Genomic DNA, 21533 nt, shown 5'->3' with positions numbered 1-21533 from the left:
TACGCTTTATGACGCGGCGAGTAGGGGCTCAGCCTCTTTGCTGGTTAGGCATCTGACGCCCTTGGTCTTCATTTCTTCAATAAAGCATTCCGCCAGATGTTCGAAGCCGGGTACTGCATGCGAGCAGTCGGTGAGCAGCACGAGGCGGTGAAGATTGGTCTCGCCCAAGTGATCCGCGATATCTCTTACGGTTCCTGCGACGCAGTGAGAGAGGGCTTCGCCGGCGATCAGTACAGTCTGAGCCTGTTCCAGTTGATTCAACAGATGGGTATTGGATCGTGTACCTGGATCGTCAGGATCTGGCACTTCAGCGGCAATAGCGGAGTAATGCTCTGTGTTGGGATTGCTGCCCTTCGGAATGTAATGGACCGTCTTCAAGCGCGTCCTGCCCCATTCATTGAGTGCTTTGAGCAGGGGCGTATAGACATTATGCCCCCAGCTTCCGATCAGGCAATGCTCCGGCCATATGGTCAACTGATATCGCCCACGCTCGGCCAGAGCTTTCACATATTCAAGGCTATAGCTCTGCTTTTCCGACACGCAGGCTGTCCAGCGGCCCTGCTCGATATCATCCACAGAAATAACCGTGAACGGAGGAGGGGAGTGCCCTTCGGCATCCTGCCACCAGGACGGATGCGCTATGTGCAAGGGTTGGTGAGAATCCAGCGTGACATGAATGGCGTCCAGCCTGTGTCCCCACATGTGGATTAAGCTGGCAACCTTTCGGAGATCGGCACTTGCCTCTGGGACGGGAAGCGCAGCATCCGCAATATCACAAAAATCATTTTGTGGATCGATAATCAGCAGGTGTACAGAGTCGGCTGAAGACATGGAAACGTTCCGATCAGAGAATGAGTGTGTCTCGTACGTGAGTGTACACGTGGGGTATAACAATCATTTACTGCCAATCCGCTCGCGCCAGCTTCCAGTCGTCGCCTTCTTTCCACCACTCCAGCCTTACACTGTAGTGGCGGGCCGCATCAGGCAGAAGGCCTTCAGCCCCTGTCATGCCTACCTCGGCATCCGTATAGCCTTTGTTCTGGTAAGTGGCATCGATCTGACTGTGTTTGCGGAAGGTAACGATATGGATATTGCGATATTTTAGAAACATACCTGCCATGGTTTGGCGGGCCCACGCACGATCGTTCTGTTGCTGGGCCAGAAACTGTGGGTGCAGTTGTTCATATACCGCTCCGGTTTTCTTGGCTTCCAGGCTGGCTTGCAATTGATCAGCTGCCTTGTCGAGTGCTTGCTGAGGATCGCTTTTGCAGCCCACGATAAATAACGGAAGTGAAGAAATGAGCAGACAGGTGGTCAAACGCATCACGAGAATTCCTTTTCCTGGTTAGGTTAGCGCTATGATGGCTATAGCACGGACAAATACGACGATGCTTTATCGCCACTGACAAGCCCGAAGGGGAGTAACATGCACAGCCTCTATCCGGAAATCAAGCCATACGCCCGCCACACACTTGCTGTAGATGATCCTCATGTCCTTTATCTGGACGAAAGCGGTTCACCGGATGGCCTGCCTGTGCTGTTCATTCATGGAGGACCCGGTGCAGGCTGCGACGCGTTGAGCCGGCGGTTCTTTGATCCAGGTCTTTACCGGATTGTCACATTCGATCAGCGTGGGTGCGGGCGCTCAACCCCTTATGCCAGTCTGGAGCGCAATACAACCTGGGACCTGGTTGCTGATATGGAACGTATCCGTGAGCATCTGGGAATTGAAAAATGGGTACTTTTTGGCGGCTCCTGGGGATCGACTCTGGCGCTGGCCTATGCGCAGACGCACCCGGATCGTGTACATGCCCTGATCCTTCGAGGCATCTTTCTATGTCGGCCTGAGGACTTCCACTGGTTCTATCAGGATGGGGCGAGCCGTCTGTTCCCCGACTACTGGCAAGACTATCTCGCACCGATTCCTGAACAGGAGCGAGGCAACCTGATGCAGGCCTATTACAAGCGGCTCAGTTGCCCTGATGAAATTGCCCAGATGGGCGCTGCCAGAGCCTGGTCCTGTTGGGAGGGGCGTACGGCGACGCTTCGACCAAATCCTGATGTGGTCGAGCGATTTTCAGAGCACGCATTGTCCATTGCGCGCATAGAGTGCCACTACTTTGTCAACAATGCGTTTCTTGAACCCAACCAATTGATCAGGGATATGCCCAAGATCGCCCATATTCCCGGTGTTATCGTTCATGGGCGATATGACGTGGTCTGTCCGCTGGATAATGCCTGGGCCTTGCACAAAGCCTGGCCTAATAGTGAGCTGCAAATCGTGCGCGACGCTGGTCATGCCGGTGGCGAACCTGGCATCTGTGATGCCTTGGTACGCGCAACCGATGCTATGGCACGACAGTTGCTCGATGTTCCCCCGGAGGCTGAATGAAAGTCCTTATACAGCGCGTCACGCAGGCGCGTGTAGAGGTAGATGGTGAGATAGTCGGTGAGATCAACCAGGGGCTTCTGGCCCTGGTGGGCATAGAGCCGACTGACAATGAAGTAACTTGCGAAAAAATGCTGCACAAGGTTCTTAATTACCGGGTTTTTTCGGACGCGGAAGGGCGAATGAATCGCTCGCTTACGGATGCAGGAGGTGGGTTGCTACTGGTTTCGCAGTTTACGCTGGTGGCAGATACGCAAAGTGGTTTGCGTCCGAGCTTCTCGACCGCAGCGCCGCCTGCACAGGGCGCAGCGGTGTTCTCGCATCTGGTAGGGCTTGCGCGTTACCGCCATGCCCATGTGGCAACAGGTCGTTTTGGGGCCGATATGCAAGTTTCACTGACCAATGATGGTCCGGTAACATTTTTATTATCTATTTGAGCAACAGACTCTTACAGGTTTTCTGGAAGTGTCTATGATTGCGCAGTTTGGAACGACCGACACGCTTTGTGCGGAATCATTCGCGATCTTGTCAGTCCGACGACTGCTTATCCGTGAATGGCCATGCGTCGTTCAACGATTCGTACGCTGATTAAGGGGGCTGCGTTGTATTTGAATACTAATTCCAAGCCAGGTAAGGCTAAGGCCATCGTGCTGAGTTTTACGGCCATCATGGCAATGTTTGGGGCCAAGGCCTGGGCGTTTAGCCTCGATGACGTATCAGTGCAGGCCAAAAGCCTTGCCGAACAAAAATTCGCTGCGCCCAAGAGCAATCTGCCTGCCGTTCTCCGTGACATGAAGTTCGCTGATTACCAGCAGATCCGTTTCCGCCAGGACAAGGCGCTCTGGTCTGGAGAGAAAACACCGTTCCAGCTGAACCTCTATCATCAGGGCATGCATTTCGACGTGCCAGTGAAGATCAATGAAGTCACGGCAACGGGTGTCAACGAGGTCAAGTACGATCCATCCTATTTCGATTTCGGCAATCTGCAGCTGGATCAGGCTGCCCTCAAGGATCTGGGATTTGCCGGTTTCCGCATCACCTATCCGTTGAACAAGCCCGACAAGCAGGATGAGTTTGTGACCATGTTGGGCGCCAGCTATTTCCGTGTAGTAGGCAAGGATCAGGTGTATGGCCTGTCTGCGCGTGGCCTGGCGATCGATACCGCCCTGCCGTCCGGCGAAGAATTCCCTCGCTTCCGTGAGTTCTGGGTCGAGCACCCACAGCCGGACCGCCGTAACCTGGTGATTTACGCCTTGCTGGATTCTCCCCGTGCTACGGGTGCCTACAAGATGGTCGTTACCCCTGGTAGCGACAGCACAGTTGATGTGCAGGCGCGCGTTTACCTGCGCGATAATGTAGGCAAGCTGGGCATTGCGCCACTCACCAGCATGTACCTGTTCGGCCCTAATCAGCCAAGCCCACAGGTCAACTATCGTCCAGCCCTGCACGATTCCAATGGCCTGGCCATTCATGCGGGTAATGACGAGTGGATCTGGCGTCCGCTGAATAATCCCAAGCGTCTTTCCATCAGCACCTATACAGTCGAAAACCCTAGGGGCTTCGGTCTTCTACAGCGCGGCCGTGAGTTCAGCCGTTACGAAGATCTGGATGATCGTTACGATCTGCGGCCAAGCGGTTGGGTTGAAACCAAGGGTGACTGGGGCAAAGGCAAAGTCGAGCTGGTCGAGATACCGACACCAGACGAAACCAACGACAACATCGTTGCCTTCTGGACACCAGACACCATACCTCAGGCCGGTGAGCCGATTGATCTGAGCTATCGTCTGCATTTCACCATGGACGAGCCTGCTCTGCACTCGCCTGATGTGGCCTGGGTTCAGCAAACTCGCCTCTCGACCGGCGACGTCAAGCAGCCCAATCTGGTTCGCCAGGCAGATGGAAGCACCGCCTTCATCATTGACTTTGAAGGCCCGGTTCTCAAGAACCTGCCGGAAAGTGCCCAGGTGGCCTCGCAGGTCAGCCTTAACGACAATGGTGATCTGATTGAAAACAATGTTCGTTATAACCCTGTCACCAAAGGCTGGCGTTTGACGCTGCGTCTGAAGGTCAAGGACGCTACCAAGCCCGTAGAAATACGTGCTGCGTTGGCGGAAGGCGATAAGACGCTGACCGAAACCTGGAGCTATCAGTTGCCTGCCAATGAATAACCGTAAAGAAACAACACCCGTTCAGGACTACCTCGAGCGCTTGCCGCTCGGGGAGACCGAGCGGCAGCAACTCGCGAGCGGTGTAGGCAGTACCGACGCTGAGGGCCTGGCTTCCCTGCACGGAAAGCTTGCGTCCACTGAGTCTGTTGGAAATGATCCTGCACTGAGTTCTGTAGAAGCACGCTTGAAAATGGGTTGGGGTGATGCCCTGTCCGAAGGTGACCTGCTTACCGTTGATGCTCAGGGGCGGACCAATATCCGTACCATGCCTGCCATCACGCGGTCCCAGATGTTGCCAGAGCCATGGCGTACTAATCCCGTGGTACGTATATGGCATCGTCTGCTGGGTCGCAAACAGGAGGCTCGCCAGGTACCTGATGAGGAGGCGGACGCACACGCTCACTGGCGCAAAGTAGGGGCTTTCCGTCGTTTCATCCTGCTGGTGCTCATGCTCCTTCAAACAGGTATCGCTACCTGGTACATGAAAGCTGTTCTGCCCTATCAAGGGTGGTCACTGGTCGATCTTGGAGAGGTCTGGGATCAAGGGCTTCTGGAGTCTGCCAGGCAGGTGCTTCCCTATGTATTGCAGACCAGTATCCTTCTGCTGTTTGCAACCTTGTTCTGCTGGGTTTCTGCCGGTTTTTGGACGGCCCTGATGGGCTTCTGGCAGCTACTGACCGGACGGGATAAGTACAGTATTTCCGCCAGTACTGTCGGGGACGAAGTGATTGCGCCTGAGGCGCGTACCGCCATTGTCATGCCGATCGCCAACGAAGACGTCGCTCGGGTGTTTGCCGGTTTGCGTGCGACCTATGAGTCTGTAGCGGCGACCGGGCAGCTTGAGCATTTCGACTTCTTTATCCTGAGTGACAGTAACAATCCGGACAAATGTGTTGCCGAGCAGAAGTCCTGGCTTGAGCTCTGCCATGCGGTAAAAGGTTACGGCAAGATTTTCTATCGCCGTCGTCGCCGCCGTGTGAAGCGCAAGAGCGGTAATATCGATGACTTCTGCCGCCGTTGGGGCAGCCAGTACCGCTATATGGTCGTGCTGGATGCTGATAGCGTCATGAGCGGTGAATGTCTCACGGGCCTTGTGCGCCTGATGGAAGCTAATCCGCGAGCAGGTATCATCCAGTCCGCACCCAAAGCTTCAGGTATGGATACGCTCTATGCGCGTCTCCAGCAGTTTGCTACCCGGGTGTACGGGCCGCTCTTCACGGCGGGCCTGCATTTCTGGCAGCTGGGTGAATCCCACTATTGGGGACATAACGCAATCATTCGCGTGAAGCCGTTCATCGAGCATTGCGCATTGGCGCCTCTACCCGGTAAAGGCTCGTTTGCAGGTGCCATCCTTTCCCACGACTTCGTTGAGGCTGCATTGATGCGTCGTGCAGGGTGGGGAGTCTGGATTGCATACGACATGCCCGGTAGCTACGAAGAGCTTCCGCCTAACCTGCTGGATGAGCTCAAGCGTGACCGCCGTTGGTGCCATGGCAACCTGATGAATTTCCGGCTGTTCCTGGTAAAGGGTATGCACCCGGTACACCGGGCCGTGTTCCTGACCGGTGTGATGTCTTATTTGTCGGCACCGCTCTGGTTCCTGTTCCTGGTGCTATCCACTGCACTTCTAGCCGTACACAAGCTCATGGAGCCGCAGTACTTCCTGCAGCCAAGGCAGTTGTTCCCAGTCTGGCCACAGTGGCATCCCGAGCAGGCAATTGCCTTGTTCTCGACCACGTTGATTCTGTTGTTCCTGCCAAAGCTGCTCAGCGTCATCCTGATCTGGGCCAAGGGGGCAAAAGAATTCGGCGGCGGTTTCAAGTTGCTGTGTTCGATGCTCTTGGAAATGCTGTTCTCGGTTCTGCTGGCGCCTGTACGCATGCTGTTCCATACGGTATTCGTGACTGCTGCCTTCCTGGGCTGGTCAGTGCAATGGAATTCACCTCAGCGTGACGATGATGCCACGCCTTGGAGCGAGGCCTTCAAGCGTCATGGCTCACAAATGCTGCTAGGTATTATCTGGACGGCCGGTGTAGCCTGGTTGGACCCACGTTTCCTCTGGTGGCTATCGCCTATTGTGGTGTCACTGATGCTTTCCGCTCCGGTGTCAGTCATTTCAAGCCGTACCAATTACGGCATGGCGGCGCGTCGTTCCAGCTTCTTCCTGATTCCGGAAGAATACAATCCGCCTCGTGAGCTGGTTGCGACCGACGAGTACTTGCAGCAGAATAACCAAACCGTTCTTCGTCATGGTTTCCTGCAGGCCGTAGTCGATCCGCTGATCAACGCACTGGCATGTGGAATGGCCAAGGCAAGACATGCCAAGGTTGTGCCTCAGGCCGAAGCACTACGTCAGCAGCGCCTGGAAAAAGTGCTAGCAGACGGCCCCGAGAAGCACTCGGATGCACAGTGGGCTATCTTGAGCGATCCTGTTGGAATGTCGCGTCTGCATCTGCAGGTGTGGCAATCAGGTGAAGCACGTGATCGTTGGGTGGAGGCGTACAGACGCATTCTGCCCGCACCTGCATCTGCCGAAACAAGTGCGCTTCCTGACGCAGACAGTGCTTCACTTGCAGTGAATCCTGCTCGCTAAGGTTGAGAAGGCATATGAAAAGCCCCAGTCAGAATATGGCTGGGGCTTTTTTATTGGCGACAGATGTTAGAACAGGCGGGCCAGGAGCGCTGTAACGGCTGTTTCTACACGCAGGATACGTTCACCCAGTTGAACAGGGTCAAGCCCTGCCTCTTGCAGCATATCCACCTCATAAGGGATCCAGCCGCCTTCCGGGCCGATTGCCAGCGTTACGGGGCCTTTTACTTCACGAGGGCAGGGTGGGTAATAGCCAGGATGGCCAGTCAGCCCAATCGTCCCTTTCGCCAATGATGGAAGACGATCCTCGACAAAGGGCTTGAACCGTTTCTCTATGATGACTTCAGGTAAAACGGTATCTCGTGCTTGCTCCAAGCCAAGAATCAGCTGCTCTCGAATAGCGGAGGGGTCAAGAAAGGGGGTTTGCCAGAAGCTCTTTTCAACCCGATAGCTGTTGATGAGAACCAACCGGGCTACACCCATCGAAGAGATGCCTTGCAATACTCGACGCAGCATCTTGGGTCGCGGCAGCGCCAAAATGAGTGTTATGGGCAGTTTAGGCGGGGAAGGTTGGTGCAGCTGAAGTTTGATGCGTGCTGAATCAGGCGTGAGGTCAAGAATTTCGCCTTCGCCCATCAAACCATTCAACATGCCGACCCTCAGTGAATCACCACGCTCAGCTTGGTGAATGTCTTTCAGGTGGGCAAAGCGCCGGTCTTTAAGGAGGACTTCATTGTCTCCGACGAAGTCCTCCTGTTCTAGCAGCAGCAGATTCACGAATGAGTCGCTGGTGGCTGATCCTCGTGCGAGGTCTTTTCTTCGTGTGGCTCACGTTTTCGAACGAAGCGTCCAAACAGGAGGCCAATTTCAAACAGGAGCCACATGGGAATCGCCAGCATGGTCTGGGAAAGCACATCCGGTGGCGTCAGGATCATGCCTACTACGAAGCATCCGATAATGACGTACGGACGTACCTTCTTGAGGTAGGCCACATCGACGATACCTATCCAGATCAGCAGAACGGTTGCAACAGGGATTTCAAAGGCAGCGCCAAATGCAAAGAATAGCGTCAGTATGAAATCCAAGTAGCTGTTCAGGTCCGGCATCATCATGGCGCCTTCCGGCGTGATGCTTGAGAAAAAGTGGAAAATCAGCGGGAAGACCAGGAAATAGGCAAACGCCATTCCAGCGTAAAACAGCAAAATACTTGAAATCAGCAAGGGAAGCGCGACGCGCTTTTCATGCTTGTAAAGACCTGGCGCAATGAATCCCCAGACCTGATAAAGGATGACGGGCATGGCCAGAAAAAGGGAAACAATAAGCGTCAACTTGAAGGGCGCAAGGAACGGCGACGTGACGTCTGTCGAGATCATCGTGGCGCCTTCGGGCAGAAACCTGCGGATAGGTTCCGACGCGAAAGCGTAGATCTTCTGGGCGAAGTAGAACAGACAGGCGAAAATCAGGAACGTCGCCAGCACACAGCGCAGCAAGCGTGACCGCAGTTCAGTCAGGTGAGAGACCAGAGGCATTTCCTGGTCTTCATATTCAGGTTTTTTTTCGCTCATGGGGCTCGCGGTGGAGAAGGCTGATCCTTTGACTCGCTGGGGGGCGGAGTCACGTTACTGGGCGGAGCCGATTTGACGACAGGTAAGTCATCCTTGACGACAGATGAGTCATCGCTAGGCGGCGTAGGTGTTTCAGCCGACGGTGCTGGATTACCTGTCTCCTGGCGGGCCTTGTCGCCTTGCTCCCAGGACAAGAGATTCTCAGTGTGAAGCTGGCGCCGTATTTCGTCGGCACCAATTTCACGTTCCACCTCTTGCCGTATGTTATTGAAGCTACGCTTGAGACGACCGATCCACAGGCCTGCAGTGCGTGCAGCGCCTGGCAGGCGCTCTGGGCCTAAAACCAGCAAGGCGACCAGGCTTATCAGGGCTAACTCACTGAAGCTGATGCCAAACATAATAGGTACTCAATCCTTACGGGCGGGCTCTTCAACCTTGTGGTGTTGAGCGTCAATCGTATGTGGCTGATTGAGTGGAGGCTTCTGCTGATCTTGCGCAGGCTTCTCCTCTTCTTCCGTATTCATCGCCTTACGGAAGCCCTTGATCGACTCGCCTACATCGGTGCCTAGGGTTTTAAGGCGTTTGGTACCAAATACCAGTACCACAACGATCAGGATGACGATCCAGTGTTTCCAGTCAAAAATACCCATAACATTACCTCATCAAGAATCAGGATTCGGATCGAGCAGCTTTTTCAGCGTGTCCAGATAGCCCAAAGCGGCGATCCAATTCATCAAGCACTGCCTGCGGATGTTGGCCTAGCGCAGCCAGCATGACCATACTATGAAACCAGAGATCTGCTGTTTCATAGATAAGGTCCGTCGAGTCTCCATTGCTGGCCGCATCTTTGGCCGCCAGGATGGTTTCTATGGATTCTTCTCCTACCTTTTCAAGGATCTTGTTCAGCCCCTTGTGGTAAAGGCTGGCGACATAGGAGCTTTCAGGCGCTGCGCCCTTGCGGGATTCAAGCACCTCTGCAATTTTGTTTAGCGTATCACTCATGGCTATGACCTGGCGTGTATATCGCGTCGGGATCTTTCAGAACCGGATCAATCGTTTTCCAGGCTCCCTCTTCAAACCGACGATAAAAACAACTTTCACGTCCTGTGTGACAGGCAATACCACCTAACTGCTCAACTATGAGGATGACGACATCAGCATCGCAGTCCAGACGCAGCTCATGCAGCTTCTGTACATGACCCGAGTCCTCCCCCTTACGCCATAGCTTACGCCTTGAACGTGACCAATAGATGGCACGATTCTCAGCTACCGTCAAAGCGAGGGACTCACGGTTCATCCAGGCCATCATCAAGACGCGCCCGCTCTGATAATCCTGAGCGATTGCCGGTACGAGTCCGTCACTGTTCCAGTTGATTTCTTCAAGCCAGTCTTTCATGGTCTACCCGGCAAATTACACACATTATTAGTCTGACAGCGCTGGCACGACCTGCCTAGCCACGAATGACCAAATAGATGCCTGTTACCAGCATGATCCAGGCGGGCCAGCCTTCAGGCGTGGACTGAAATCCAGTCTGGAAGGCACCGCCAATCAGCAGGACTCCAAATAGCCGGGGCAACCAGGCGTTGTCTCGTCTTCCCCACGGGTTGGGTGGATCATTGCGATGGGGTTGGGTGATGCGCTCCAGTGTGTCACGGGTCATCTGGGCCAGGTGCGGGATCTGCTCGATCTGCTGCTGGATATTGCGTAGTACCTGGGTAGGTCCCATGCGCTGGCGCATCCAGCGCTCAAGATAGGGTTTGGCTGTCGCCCACAGGTCCAGGTCAGGATAAAGCTGGCGTCCAAGCCCTTCAATATTCAGAAGCGTTTTTTGAAGCAGTACCAGCTGAGGCTGAATCTCCATGTTGAACCGGCGTGCCACTTGGAACAGACGCAGTAGCAATTGGCCAAACGAAATATCTTTCAGTGGTTTTTCAAAAATCGGCTCGCACACAGTTCGAATCGCTGCTTCGAACTCGTTGACCTGTGTAGTTGCCGGCACCCAGCCTGAATCGATATGGAGCTGGGCCACCTTGCGGTAGTCGCGCTGAAAGAACGCCATCAGGTTTCTGGCCAGATAATTCTGATCCTCAGGTGTAAGGCTCCCGATGATGCCGCAGTCTACCGCGATGTATTTCGGATCCCAGGGGTGCGCCGTACTGACAAAGATATTGCCAGGATGCATGTCCGCGTGGAAAAAGCTGTCGCGAAACACCTGGGTAAAAAAGATCTCGACCCCTCGCTCGGCCAGGAGCTTGAAATCTGTGCCTTGGTCTCGCAGGGCATTCAGGTCAGTCACAGGGATGCCATAGATGCGCTCCATGACCAGTACCCGAGGGCGGCACCAGTCCCAGTAAACCTGCGGAACGTAAAGCAGAGAAGAGTCTTCGAAGTTTCTTCTGAGCTGACTGGAGTTGGCTGCTTCACGTAAGAGATCGAGCTCATCGTAGATGGTCTTCTCATAATCCGTGACGACTTCGACGGGGTGCAGACGGCGCGCTTCGGCCGAAACGCGTTCTGCCATACGTGCCAGCAGAAACAGCCAGGCCAGGTCTTGAGAAATAACAGGCTTCAGGCCTGGTCGCACGACCTTGACGACTACCTCTTCACCTGTTCGGAGCTGTGCTGCATGTACCTGAGCGACGGAAGCGGAGGCCAGCGGCGTGATATCGAAGCGGCTGAAAACCTGGGCAATGGGCGCGCCCAGTTGAGACTCGATCAGCGCAATGGCTTTCTCCCCAGGAAAGGGAGGAACCTTGTCCTGGAGAAACATAAGCTCATTGGCCACGTCTTCCGGTAAAAGATCGCGGCGCGTAGAAAGAATCTGGCCAAACTTGATGAAAACAGGGCCCAGACCTTCTAGCGCAAGGCGCAACCGAGCACCTCGGGACAGCGACTTGCGAGGGCGAGGCAACCAACGCCATGGCAGAAAGTAACCTGTCAGGCGTAAATACCAGGGCAGTGGAAGCGCATAAACCAGATCATCCAGGCGGTAGCGAACAACAACCAGGAAAATACGCAGCAGGCGTCGAAGGGCAGCAAACAGCTTCATTGGTTATTTATGTCTGCGTTGAGCAAGGCGGGCGATACGCGCCTCGAGACGATCTACAGTTAGACGCAAGGCATCGATTTCCGCAAAGCGAGCATCACCTTCCCGACGTCCAACCAGGGTGCGACTTTCTTCAGCTAGCCAGTCAGACAGGCTTTGACGCAAACTCTCATGGCTTTGATCCGTCCACCCGCGCCCTTTTCGGACGAATTGTCCAAGCAGTGCAGCAGGCACTGGACCCAGCCAGCGAGAGAGCTCGTATTCCCAGTCCAGCTCCAGGCTCTGCAGGATATCGGATAGCTCTATCAGTGCTGCACTATCCCCCTCAAGCGTTACATCGGTGCTGTGCAAGATCGCTGTTTTGTTCTGACTCAAGGCCAGCTGAGCCAATCGAGACGCAGGTGCTTTCAGCGTGCAGTCGACTTCTGCTTCATGGTGGGCGGCAAAATGCAGACCATCATAGGCCGGAAGGATGAACAGCGTGAAACGGGGAGCCGCACAATCTATGGCAATGACCTTGCCTTGCAGGCGTGCAAGACGGCGGCCCGCCACAGCGTCCATTGCCAGTAAGGGATTCAGGCCGCGCTCCAGCGCAGCCAGTACGGCCTGGGTCAGTAGGATCATCAGGGTTTTATGCCACGGTGCAGGGCAACAATGCCACCTGTCATATTGTGGTAGGTCACGCGCTCAAATCCAGCAGTTTCCATCATGGCTTTAAGCGTGTCCTGATCAGGATGCATGCGAATCGACTCCGCCAAGTAACGGTAACTGGCCGAATCATTGGCGATCAGCTTGCCCATGAACGGCAGAAGGCTGAAGGAGTAAGCATCATAGGCCTTGGACAGGAGCTGGCTGGTCGGCTTGGAGAACTCCAGTACCAGAAGACGTCCGCCCGGCTTGAGTACGCGTAGCATGGATGCGATAGCGGCTTCCTTGTGGGTCACGTTACGCAATCCAAAGGCGATGGTCACACAATCAAAGTGATTGTTTGGGAAGGGCAGCTTTTCAGCGTCTGCCTGTACGAAGCTGACATTGTTGGCAATACCTTCGTCCATCAGGCGATCACGACCGACCTTTAGCATCGAGTCGTTGATATCTGCCAGCACGACCTCACCACGTGGGCCCACCAGGCGGGAAAACTGTTTAGTCAGGTCGCCTGTGCCGCCGGCGATATCCAGCACGCGGTTACCACTTCGAACCCCGGACAGTTCGATCGTGAAACGTTTCCACAAGCGATGAACGCCTGCAGACATCAAGTCATTCATCACGTCATATTTGGCTGCAACCGAGTGGAACACTTCGGCCACTTTTTGAGCTTTCTGACTTTCCGGCACACTCTGGTAGCCGAAATGAGTGACGGGATCGGCCTCCGGGCCCTTGCGCTGATCGCTCATGACGCTTCACCTGCATTTGAATAAGCGACCATTCTAGCAGTGCTGATGCGCTGAGATGTCCATTCTTGCCGGATAAAGTCATTAGAAAATAGGTATTCCATGAGATGGGTCATCCTGACTTGGTAGTTCTCGTGCTTTTCGTGCATGACAGCCCCCGCTATAGTCGCAGGCGAATTCGCTGGAGTACTTCCTATGTCCCAAATCAGTGTCGAACGTTCCCATTCACTAGGCCTTGAAACTGCGCGTGCCAAGGCGGGGGCGCTGGCCGAAAAGCTAACGCGTGATTACGGTGTGGAGTGCCGTTGGGAGGGTGATACGCTGCAATTTTCCCGTACAGGTGTTGATGGGCGTATCGAGGTAGGCGAAGACAAGGTGCGTGTCGACGCAACCTTGGGGTTCTTCTTCTCGGCCCTGAGCTCACAGATTGAACATGAAATCGAGAAGAAGCTGGATAAAGCGCTACAGGCTTGAGCGTTATAGCATCAGTTTGACGACGGATACATCCGGATCTCTGGACTTGCCTTCCCGGGCCAGTGCAAACAGGTACTCGGCCCACATCTGCTCCTGATTGCGGCCGAGTTCATACAGGTATTCCCAAGTGAACAAGCCACTGTCGTGACCGTCATCGAACGTAATTTTCAATGCGTACTGACCGGCTGCCTCGATTTGGCTGATGCCTACGTTCTTCTTGCCAAATTGCAGGACGGGGTTGCCGTGACCCTGTACTTCTGCAGAAGGCGAGTGAACGCGCAGAAATTCAGCAGGCAGCGTAAAGGACTCGGTATCGTATTGAACGGTGAGGGTTTTGGATGCTTTGTGCAGCTGGATGGCCGTGGGCAAACGCATGGCAATAGATCTCGCTGATAAGCTCGCAGCCTTGAGGCTGCGAGCGATAGGTTGTCGACGTCCTTACAGAATATAGCGCGACAGATCCTCGTCCTGTGCCAACTCGCCCAGATGGCCGTTGACATAGGCAGCATCGATCCGAATAGGCTCGCCATTCTGCTGGCCTGCCAGATCAGCAGCGCTGAACGAGACTTCCTCCAGCAATCGCTCCAATAGCGTATGCAGGCGGCGCGCACCAATATTTTCCGTCTTCTCATTGACCTGCCAGGCAATTTCCGCAATGCGGCTGATCCCTTCAGGCGTGAACTCGACGTCCAGGCCTTCAGTCTTGAGCAGTTCACGGTATTGCTCTGTCAGTGAAGCGTGCGGTTCAGTGAGAATGCGCTCGAAGTCCTGAGGTGTTAGAGCCTTGAGTTCTACACGGATTGGCAGACGTCCCTGAAGCTCAGGTACCAGATCGCTGGGCTTGGACAAGTGGAACGCGCCCGAGGCGATAAACAGGATGTGGTCGGTTTTGACCATACCCAGCTTGGTATTTACCGTGCAACCTTCGATCAGTGGCAGCAGATCGCGCTGTACGCCCTCGCGGGATACATCAGCGCCACTGGTGTTGCCACGCTTGGCAACCTTGTCGATCTCGTCGATGAAGACGATACCGTTCTGCTCGACCGCTTCCAGGGCACGTGCCTTGAGTTCTTCCTCGTTGACCAAACGAGCAGCTTCCTCGTCACGGATCAGCTTGAAGGCTTCTTTAACCTTGAGCTTGCGAGCCTTCATCTTGCCTTTGTTCAGGCCGGAGAAGAGGTTTTGCAACTGGCTGGTCATTTCCTCCATGCCGGGCGGAGTCATGATCTCGATACCTGCTGGCGCTTCAGCCACTTCGATATCAATCTCCTTGTCATCCAGCTGGCCTTCACGCAGTCGCTTGCGGAAGAGTTGACGCGTGTTGGAGTCTTCGCTGCGAGTCGGTTCTTCACTGAAACCTACTGCACGTGCAGGCGGTAGCAGTGCGTCAAGAATCCGCTCTTCGGCAGCATCTTCAGCACGATGACGAACTTTGACGATTTCCTGCTCACGCAGCATTTTAACGGCAGCATCAGCCAGATCGCGGATGATGGACTCAACGTCGCGGCCTACATAGCCCACTTCAGTAAACTTGGTGGCTTCTACCTTCAGGAAGGGTGCATTCGCCAGTTTGGCCAGTCGACGGGCGATTTCGGTTTTACCTACACCTGTCGGGCCAATCATCAGAATGTTCTTGGGTGTGACCTCAGCGCGCAGCTCCAGTGGAAGCTGCATGCGACGCCAGCGATTACGCAGAGCGATGGCTACGGCGCGCTTTGCATCATCCTGGCCAATGATATGGCGATTAAGTTCGTGAACGATTTCACGTGGAGTCATAGACATGTCGTTATTCCGGCCGGACTCAGGAAGCGTCCAGCTCCTCAATAGTCAGGTTACGGTTAGTGAAGACACAAATGTCTCCCGCAATGTTCAACGCAGTCTCGGCAATTTCTCGAGCACTCAGCTCGGTATGCGTGAGCAGGGCACGAGCGGCCGCTTGTGCATAGGGGCCACCGGAGCCCATGGCAATCAGGCCTTCTTCTGGTTCGACGACATCGCCGTTACCGGTAATGATCAGCGAGGCATCCTTGTTGGCTACTGCCAGCATGGCTTCCAGGCGGCGAAGTGCACGATCGGTACGCCAGTCTTTGGCCAGTTCTACCGCGGCACGGACCAGATGGCCCTGATGTTTGTCGAGTTGCTGCTCGAAGCGCTCGAACAGAGTGAACGCATCCGCGGTGCCGCCGGCGAAACCTGCCAGCACCTGGCCGTGGTAAAGGCGACGGACTTTACGTGCGTTACCCTTCATGACGGTATTACCCAGGGATACCTGGCCATCGCCGCCAATGACGACTTTGCCGTTGCGACGCACTGAAACGATAGTGGTCAAGGGTGTTCTCCTGCTATGCCTTAAGCGATTGCCGGAGATATGGGGACGGCCTTCCAAGGCTTCAAGCCTTTTCCGGCCGCCATGTGTCATCGACCTTGGCGTTGCTGGAGCAGCAGGTTCTTGAAACCGTTGCTGGCCAGCTGGCTCTGGGCTTGGGTCAGTTGGTTGCGATCTCTGAAGGGACCGACCAGGACACGATACCATGTGTCATCCTTGACCTTGCCTGACTCTACCCGTACATCCTGACCGATCAGGATGATCTGCGCTCGCACCCGATCAGCGTCAGCCTGTGTTCTAAACGAGCCTGCCTGGAGGAAGAACAGCGTCACAGGTGGCTGTGTTGCTGTCTTGGGCTGTTGAGCAGGTGTCTGCGCAGCAGCCTGGGCAGGTGTCTGAGGTTGCTGTGGCGAGCCTGCAGGCAGCTGAGCTGTCGTCGCAGGCGACGTTTCAGGCTTGGGTGGAGTAGGGGTTGGACTCGTCTGCGGCACGGCGTCCGGAGGCACGATTACTTCGGACTCCGGTAGCAGTGTGTAGAAGTCATACTTGGGCTTGACCGGGGTTGGCGTAGTAGGAGCCTCCTGCTTGGTCTTGGACGCAACTTGTGCCTCCTCACCCTTGGAGCGACGAACGGCATCGTTGCCCGGCTCAAGCTTCATCAGAAAGACCACGAAGCCACCAATGGCAAGGCCTGAAGCCAGCCATACCCAACCGGGAATAGGCTGCTTCTTGGCGGCTGGCTGATTTCGGCTTGCGCCTCGTTTAGGTGCTGCTTTCTTTGCCATATACGTCCGTTTACATACGTTCCAGTGTATTCAGGCCTAGCAGTTCGAGACCTTGTTTAAGGGTGCGCCCGGTCAAGGCGGCCAGGCGTAGGCGACTTTGCCGTTGAGCAGGATCTTCTGCGCTGAGAATGGGGCAGTTTTCGTAAAAGCTGGAGAAGAGACCAGCAATGTCGTAGAGATAGGCGCATAGAAGATGCGGCACACCTTTCTCCGCCACCGAATTCAGGGTTTCGCCAAACTGGGCCAGACGAGCAGCCAGATCTTGCTCCTGAGGAGCTTCCAGGCGAATCTGGCCTTCGACCTCATCGTACCCCTGGCCAAGCTTGCGGAAGATACTGGCGACGCGGGTATAGGCGTAGAGCAGATAGGGTGCCGTATTGCCTTCAAAGCTAAGCATCAGCTCGAAGTTGAAGCTGTAGTCGCTTGTTCTGTGCTTGGACAGGTCAGCGTATTTGACGGCGCCGATACCCACCGCGCGAGCAATTTCACGCAGCTCGGTTTCTTCCAGGGAGGGATTCTTTTCCTTGACCAAGGTGTAGGCGCGGTCTTCTGCTTCATCAAGCAGGTCGATCAGCTTGACCGTGCCGCCGTCGCGCGTCTTGAAAGGGCGGCCATCTGCGCCATTCATGGTCCCGAACCCCATATGTTCAAGACTCATGGATGGAGCAACGAAACCAGCCAGACGAGCAACTTCAAAGGCCATCTGGAAGTGCAGTGCCTGGCGCTGGTCGACAAAGTAAAGGACGCGATCGGCATTCAGAACCTGGCTACGGTAGCGCATGGCTGCCAGATCGGTCGTGGCGTACAGGTAGCCGCCTCCTGCCTTCTGCACAATCACCGGAAGTGGATTGCCTTCCGCATTCTTGAACTCTTCAAGGAAAACGCAGCGAGCGCCATCGCTTTCGGTAAGCAGGCCCTTGGCATCGAGTTCGGTCACGATACCAGGTAGCTCGCTGTTGTAAGCACTCTCTCCTTTTACGTCCGCAGGTGTGAGTTTGACGTTCAGACGGTCATAGACCTTCTGGCAATGACTCAGGGAGATCTCATTGAAGCGGTGCCATAGTTTCAGGCAGGCTTCATCGCCCGCTTGCAGCTTGACGACCAGCTCGCGAGCGCGATCGGCAAATTCAGGAGACTCATCGAAGCGCTTCTTAGCGGCTCGATAAAATATTTCCAGGTCGGAAAGCTCGCTTTCAGCTGCCGCAGGCTGTTCTTCAAGATAGGCGAGAAGCATGCCGAACTGGGTTCCCCAGTCGCCGACATGATTTTGCCGGATAACATCATCCCCTAGAAATTCGAGTACACGTGCAACGGCGTCACCAATGATGGTGGAGCGCAGATGACCCACGTGCATTTCCTTGGCCAGGTTGGGAGAGGAGAGGTCTACAACAACCCGCTGTTTGGGCGCGGCCTTCTGAATGGCCAGATGCGTATCAGCCAGCGCATCATCCAGGCGCTGGGCCAGTTGCTCGTGATTCTGGAAGAAGTTCAGAAAACCCGGGCCCGCAATCTGCACCTGGCTGACGCTCGGGTCGGCAGGCAGGGCTGCAATCAGTTTTTCTGCAAGGTCACGGGGCTTCATGCCGGCAGGTTTTGCCAGCATCATGGCGATATTGCTCGCAAAGTCGCCGTGACTTTTGTCCTTGGTATTTTCGACCTGGATGGTCGGCGTCAGACCATCTGGCAAGATGCCTTCGGCAGTAAGGCGCTCCAAGGCGTTCTGAATAAGCTGTCGAATAGTGTCTTTCATGATCGTCTGGCCTTTGGCTCGCGCCTGGGCGCGTAATGAAAACCCTGCATTATCCGCAGGCTAGGATCACTTGCCAACGTGTAGACGTCATTGAGGCCTGCGGAGCCCGAAATTAAGGTGAAAAAAGTCCTAATAAAGATCTATGGGATCAACATCCAGTGACCAACGCACCTGCCTTCCCGCTGGCAGACTTTCCAGACGTAAGACCCAGCTGGTCAGTAACCGGTGAAGCGGGGCTCGGAGTGATGCTTGTAATAAAAGCTGTGCACGAAAGCGGCCCGCCCGACGTTCCATGGGTGCGGGGACAGGACCGAGAAGCTCAATATGGGGCAAGTCCAGCTCTGCTGCCAGCTGATCGGCTTCAGCATAGGCCAGCTCCAGGAATTCTTCTGCCTGTCCAGGCTTGTAAGCTTCGGCACGTAACAGCGCCAGGTGAGTAAACGGGGGAAGGCCAGCTGCACGACGCTCTGCCAGGGCTTGCTGGGCGAAGGCGACGTACCCTTGCTCGGTTAGCTGTACCAGCAGGGGATGATCCGCCAGATGAGTCTGAATCAACACTTGACCCTGTACTTCGGCACGGCCTGAGCGACCGGCTACCTGAACCACTTGTTGGGCCATGCGCTCGCTGGCACGAAAATCTGCTGAAAAGAGGCCCCCATCGGCATCCAGGATGGCTACCAGCGTGACGCGGGGGAAATGATGTCCCTTGGCCAGCATTTGTGTTCCTACCAGGATGCAGGGCTCGCCGCGCTGAATGATGGAGAAGATATTGGCCATGGCATCCTTGCGCATGGTGCTATCCCGATCGATACGCAACACTGGAAATTGCGGGAAGAGAATCCGAAGCCGCTCTTCCGCACGCTCCGTACCCGCACCCAATGGGCGTAGATCCAACTTGCCGCAGGCGGGACAGTGTTGTGACGGGCGTTGACGATGATCGCAATGGTGACAACGCAGCTCGCCTGACCGCTGGTGAATGGTCATACGGGCATCGCAGCGTGGACACTGGGCGATCCAGCCGCAGTCATGACACAGCAGCGTAGGCGCAAAGCCACGGCGATTTAAAAAGACCAGGACCTGTTGGCCCTTGCTCAGCGTGTCGCCAATCGCTTGCGCCAATGGCTGTGAGAGACCTGAATCAAGAGGGCGGCTCCTGACATCCAGGCGCTGAAACTTCGGGGTAGTAGCACTGCCAGCACGCTGAGTGAGGCGAAGCAGGCCATAGCGACCGATTTCAGCGTTATGAAGACTTTCCAGGGAGGGAGTAGCGGAGCCTAGAAGCAGCGGGACCCTTTCAAGTCGAGCCCTGACGACAGCCAGGTCGCGGGCATGGTAGCGCAAGCCTTCCTGCTGTTTATAAGACGCATCGTGCTCTTCATCGACAATGATAAGGCCTGGGTTTTTCAGCGGAGTGAAAAGGGCGGAGCGTGTACCTATGACGATATCGACATCGCCGTCGCGTGCAGCCAACCAGGCGTCCGTGCGCTCCCGGTCGGTCAGCGCCGAGTGGATCAGCACGATACGGGCATTGAAACGTTTCTCGAAGCGGGACAGTGTTTGTGGTCCCAGGTTGATTTCCGGGATCAGGACCAAGGCCTGCCGTCCTGTTTCGAGTGTCCGGCGTATGAGCTGAAGATAAACCTCGGTTTTGCCACTTCCCGTCACACCATCCAATAAGAAGCAGTGAAAGCTGCCAAGTCTCGCTTTGACCGCTTCGTAGGCAATACGCTGCTCATGGTTAAACGGGAGCTCTGCTTGTGCCAGCCAAGCGCCGTGATGCTTGGCTGGCATGATTTGGCGGGACTCGACGTCCACCAGTCCCTTTGCCTGCAAGGTATCGAGTGCATCCTTGGCAAGGCCGAGCTGGCTGAGCAATTCATGGGCAACACCATGTGGATGCTGTTTGACGACTTTCAAGGCTTCGCGCTGGCGTGGCGCTCGTACGAGACGTGGGTCTGATACATCAGCTTCGGGCCTGGCTATCCAGAACCGTTGGACCCGCCGCTCGGCAGGGTCGCCCTGTCGCAGGAGTCCTGGCAGGGCACACGTAAAGGTATCGCCCAGGCTGTGCTGGTAATACTGGGCTGTCCACTTGCAAAGCTCGATCAGGCTGGCCGGCATTGGGGGGGTGGTATCCAACAGCGCAATGGCGGGCTTTAGTTTATCTCGCGGAACATCGGTCTCGGACACGATCTGCACCAGAATGCCCACGATCTCCCTGCGCCCAAAGGGTACGCGTAGCCGAACACCTGGGATCAGTTCCGAGGCGTCGACGCCGGCTGGCGCTCGGTAGTCGAATAGCCGGCGTAAAGGAGAGGGCAGCGCAAGGCGCAGCAGGACTTCAGACACGTCTGGACTCGGAGGCAAAAAGAGGCAGATATTAGCAGACCATTGGTAGACGTAACGGCTTGCATCGTCGTAAGCCTCTGTTATGATGCGCGGCCTATTATCCGTGCGGTATTCGGCAATGACGCCGGGTGGCGGCACGGCACGAACTCGAGGATTTCGTAATGAAAGCCGATATTCATCCTACGTATACTAATATCGAAGCAAGCTGCAGCTGTGGCAATGTCATCAAGACGCGCTCCACACTGGCTAAGAACATCAACCTGGACGTGTGCTCTGAATGCCACCCGTTCTATACAGGTAAGCAGAAGGTGCTGGATGCAGGTGGTCGTATCGATCGCTTCAAGCAGCGCTTCGGTGTTTTCGGTACTGCTCAGAAGTAATACGTTTGATCGCTCATGTCGTACCTGAGCGATCGACTAAAAGGCGTCCATATGGACGCCTTTTTTATTGCCTTGCAAAAGACGAATCGTATCGTCAAGGTCGGCTGTGACATTGAGGCAGGTGTCAAATCCGCATTGATGACGCATAATCAGTTCAGGGGCTTGGCTCACCTATCCCGTAGCCGCTCTGCAACCTCACACAATGAGAACATATACGCGATGGGGCATTGTCGCAGTCAGGTTTGAAATGCTGGCTGTTACCCTTGCAATGCGCTGCTGGCAGGACAAACCGTTCACGCCTGTTATCGATGTTCCGATC

At 55.2% G+C, this 21533-nt stretch carries 23 protein-coding genes; 6 read left to right on the top strand and 17 right to left on the bottom strand.

Going from position 1 to position 21533, the window contains the following annotated elements; translation table 11 throughout:
* Positions 1–6: 6 nt before the first annotated feature.
* Both JQR86_RS16135 and JQR86_RS16130 read right to left on the bottom strand, forming a co-directional pair.
* Positions 7–831: a hypothetical protein gene (locus JQR86_RS16135; protein WP_434135595.1), complete on the bottom strand. Its 825-nt coding sequence runs from the start codon at positions 829–831 to the stop codon at positions 7–9.
* A gap of 67 nt (positions 832–898) precedes the next feature.
* Positions 899–1324, bottom strand: a complete 426-nt coding sequence (locus tag JQR86_RS16130) for a hypothetical protein (RefSeq protein WP_010797005.1) — start codon at positions 1322–1324, stop codon at positions 899–901.
* Between the two features lie 102 nt (positions 1325–1426).
* Between JQR86_RS16130 and pip the strand changes: the two genes are divergently transcribed.
* The 4 genes from pip to mdoH all read left to right on the top strand — a co-directional run bounded on the left by pip (position 1427) and on the right by mdoH (position 7150).
* On the top strand, positions 1427–2392 hold the full coding sequence (gene pip / locus JQR86_RS16125) for a prolyl aminopeptidase (protein WP_019363970.1): 966 nt from the start codon (positions 1427–1429) through the stop codon (positions 2390–2392).
* Positions 2389–2826 (top strand): D-aminoacyl-tRNA deacylase, encoded by a 438-nt coding sequence (gene dtd, locus JQR86_RS16120; RefSeq protein ID WP_010797007.1) that lies wholly within the window; start codon positions 2389–2391, stop codon positions 2824–2826. Before pip ends, dtd begins: the two co-directional genes overlap by 4 nt.
* Positions 2827–3057: 231 nt before the next feature.
* Positions 3058–4557 carry a glucan biosynthesis protein G gene (locus tag JQR86_RS16115; RefSeq protein WP_150348668.1) on the top strand — a complete coding sequence of 500 codons (1500 nt, stop codon included), beginning with the start codon at positions 3058–3060 and terminating at the stop codon, positions 4555–4557.
* Entirely contained in the window at positions 4550–7150 is a 2601-nt protein-coding gene (gene mdoH, locus JQR86_RS16110) for a glucans biosynthesis glucosyltransferase MdoH (RefSeq protein WP_434153893.1), read from the top strand. The genes JQR86_RS16115 and mdoH overlap by 8 nt, the downstream gene beginning before the upstream one ends.
* 66 nt (positions 7151–7216) lie before the next feature.
* Here mdoH and JQR86_RS16105 read toward each other — a convergent pair whose 3' ends face one another.
* From JQR86_RS16105 to ubiE, 9 genes are read right to left on the bottom strand one after another with little or no spacing between them, the layout of a single operon-like run.
* Complete coding sequence (locus JQR86_RS16105) at positions 7217–7924, bottom strand: 16S rRNA (uracil(1498)-N(3))-methyltransferase (RefSeq protein ID WP_434153892.1); 708 nt, start codon at positions 7922–7924, stop codon at positions 7217–7219.
* Positions 7921–8712, bottom strand: a complete 792-nt coding sequence (gene tatC, locus JQR86_RS16100; protein WP_010797011.1) for a twin-arginine translocase subunit TatC — start codon at positions 8710–8712, stop codon at positions 7921–7923. Before tatC ends, JQR86_RS16105 begins: the two co-directional genes overlap by 4 nt.
* A complete protein-coding gene (gene tatB, locus JQR86_RS16095) occupies positions 8709–9110 on the bottom strand; it encodes a Sec-independent protein translocase protein TatB (protein WP_434153891.1) in 402 nt (133 codons plus the stop codon). Before tatB ends, tatC begins: the two co-directional genes overlap by 4 nt.
* Positions 9111–9119: 9 nt before the next feature.
* Positions 9120–9362, bottom strand: a complete 243-nt coding sequence (locus JQR86_RS16090) for a twin-arginine translocase TatA/TatE family subunit (RefSeq protein WP_010797013.1) — start codon at positions 9360–9362, stop codon at positions 9120–9122.
* A gap of 19 nt (positions 9363–9381) precedes the next feature.
* On the bottom strand, positions 9382–9714 hold the full coding sequence (locus JQR86_RS16085; protein ID WP_010797014.1) for a phosphoribosyl-ATP diphosphatase: 333 nt from the start codon (positions 9712–9714) through the stop codon (positions 9382–9384).
* Complete coding sequence (gene hisI, locus JQR86_RS16080) at positions 9707–10108, bottom strand: phosphoribosyl-AMP cyclohydrolase (RefSeq protein WP_010797015.1); 402 nt, start codon at positions 10106–10108, stop codon at positions 9707–9709. The genes JQR86_RS16085 and hisI overlap by 8 nt, the downstream gene beginning before the upstream one ends.
* Positions 10109–10163: 55 nt before the next feature.
* Positions 10164–11762, bottom strand: a complete 1599-nt coding sequence (ubiB, locus tag JQR86_RS16075; RefSeq protein WP_010797016.1) for a ubiquinone biosynthesis regulatory protein kinase UbiB — start codon at positions 11760–11762, stop codon at positions 10164–10166.
* A 3-nt stretch (positions 11763–11765) separates the two neighbouring features.
* Positions 11766–12383: a ubiquinone biosynthesis accessory factor UbiJ gene (locus JQR86_RS16070; RefSeq protein ID WP_434153890.1), complete on the bottom strand. Its 618-nt coding sequence runs from the start codon at positions 12381–12383 to the stop codon at positions 11766–11768.
* The gene (gene ubiE / locus JQR86_RS16065; RefSeq protein ID WP_010797018.1) at positions 12383–13153 is read right to left on the bottom strand and encodes a bifunctional demethylmenaquinone methyltransferase/2-methoxy-6-polyprenyl-1,4-benzoquinol methylase UbiE; all 771 of its coding nucleotides are present in this window, start codon (positions 13151–13153) and stop codon (positions 12383–12385) included. The genes JQR86_RS16070 and ubiE overlap by 1 nt, the downstream gene beginning before the upstream one ends.
* 192 nt (positions 13154–13345) lie before the next feature.
* On the opposite strand from ubiE, the gene JQR86_RS16060 reads away from it, so the two are divergent.
* Complete coding sequence (locus tag JQR86_RS16060) at positions 13346–13624, top strand: polyhydroxyalkanoic acid system family protein (RefSeq protein WP_019363978.1); 279 nt, start codon at positions 13346–13348, stop codon at positions 13622–13624.
* A 3-nt stretch (positions 13625–13627) separates the two neighbouring features.
* On the opposite strand, the gene JQR86_RS16055 is transcribed toward JQR86_RS16060, so the two are convergent.
* The 6 genes from JQR86_RS16055 to JQR86_RS16030 all read right to left on the bottom strand — a co-directional run bounded on the left by JQR86_RS16055 (position 13628) and on the right by JQR86_RS16030 (position 20834).
* Positions 13628–13999 (bottom strand): gamma-butyrobetaine hydroxylase-like domain-containing protein, encoded by a 372-nt coding sequence (locus JQR86_RS16055; RefSeq protein ID WP_010797020.1) that lies wholly within the window; start codon positions 13997–13999, stop codon positions 13628–13630.
* Positions 14000–14062: 63 nt separating this feature from the next.
* On the bottom strand, positions 14063–15406 hold the full coding sequence (gene hslU, locus JQR86_RS16050) for an ATP-dependent protease ATPase subunit HslU (RefSeq protein WP_010797021.1): 1344 nt from the start codon (positions 15404–15406) through the stop codon (positions 14063–14065).
* Positions 15407–15425: 19 nt separating this feature from the next.
* A complete protein-coding gene (gene hslV, locus JQR86_RS16045) occupies positions 15426–15953 on the bottom strand; it encodes an ATP-dependent protease subunit HslV (RefSeq protein ID WP_010797022.1) in 528 nt (175 codons plus the stop codon).
* An 86-nt stretch (positions 15954–16039) separates the two neighbouring features.
* Positions 16040–16735, bottom strand: a complete 696-nt coding sequence (locus JQR86_RS16040) for an SPOR domain-containing protein (RefSeq protein ID WP_434153889.1) — start codon at positions 16733–16735, stop codon at positions 16040–16042.
* Between the two features lie 10 nt (positions 16736–16745).
* The gene (argS, locus tag JQR86_RS16035) at positions 16746–18485 is read right to left on the bottom strand and encodes an arginine--tRNA ligase (RefSeq protein ID WP_434153888.1); all 1740 of its coding nucleotides are present in this window, start codon (positions 18483–18485) and stop codon (positions 16746–16748) included.
* A 129-nt stretch (positions 18486–18614) separates the two neighbouring features.
* Positions 18615–20834: a primosomal protein N' gene (locus JQR86_RS16030; protein ID WP_434153887.1), complete on the bottom strand. Its 2220-nt coding sequence runs from the start codon at positions 20832–20834 to the stop codon at positions 18615–18617.
* A 161-nt stretch (positions 20835–20995) separates the two neighbouring features.
* On the opposite strand from JQR86_RS16030, the gene rpmE reads away from it, so the two are divergent.
* Positions 20996–21214, top strand: coding sequence for a 50S ribosomal protein L31 (rpmE, locus tag JQR86_RS16025; protein WP_010797026.1), 219 nt, complete (start codon positions 20996–20998; stop codon positions 21212–21214).
* Positions 21215–21533 lie beyond the last annotated feature (319 nt).

Origin of the sequence: Pseudomonas sp. JZ134 (genome assembly GCF_051027695.1) — a bacterium.
Classification (GTDB): domain Bacteria; phylum Pseudomonadota; class Gammaproteobacteria; order Pseudomonadales; family Pseudomonadaceae; genus Chryseomonas; species Chryseomonas luteola.
The sequence above is the reverse complement of the archived record's forward strand: the minus strand, read 5'-3'. Positions and strand labels throughout refer to the sequence as shown.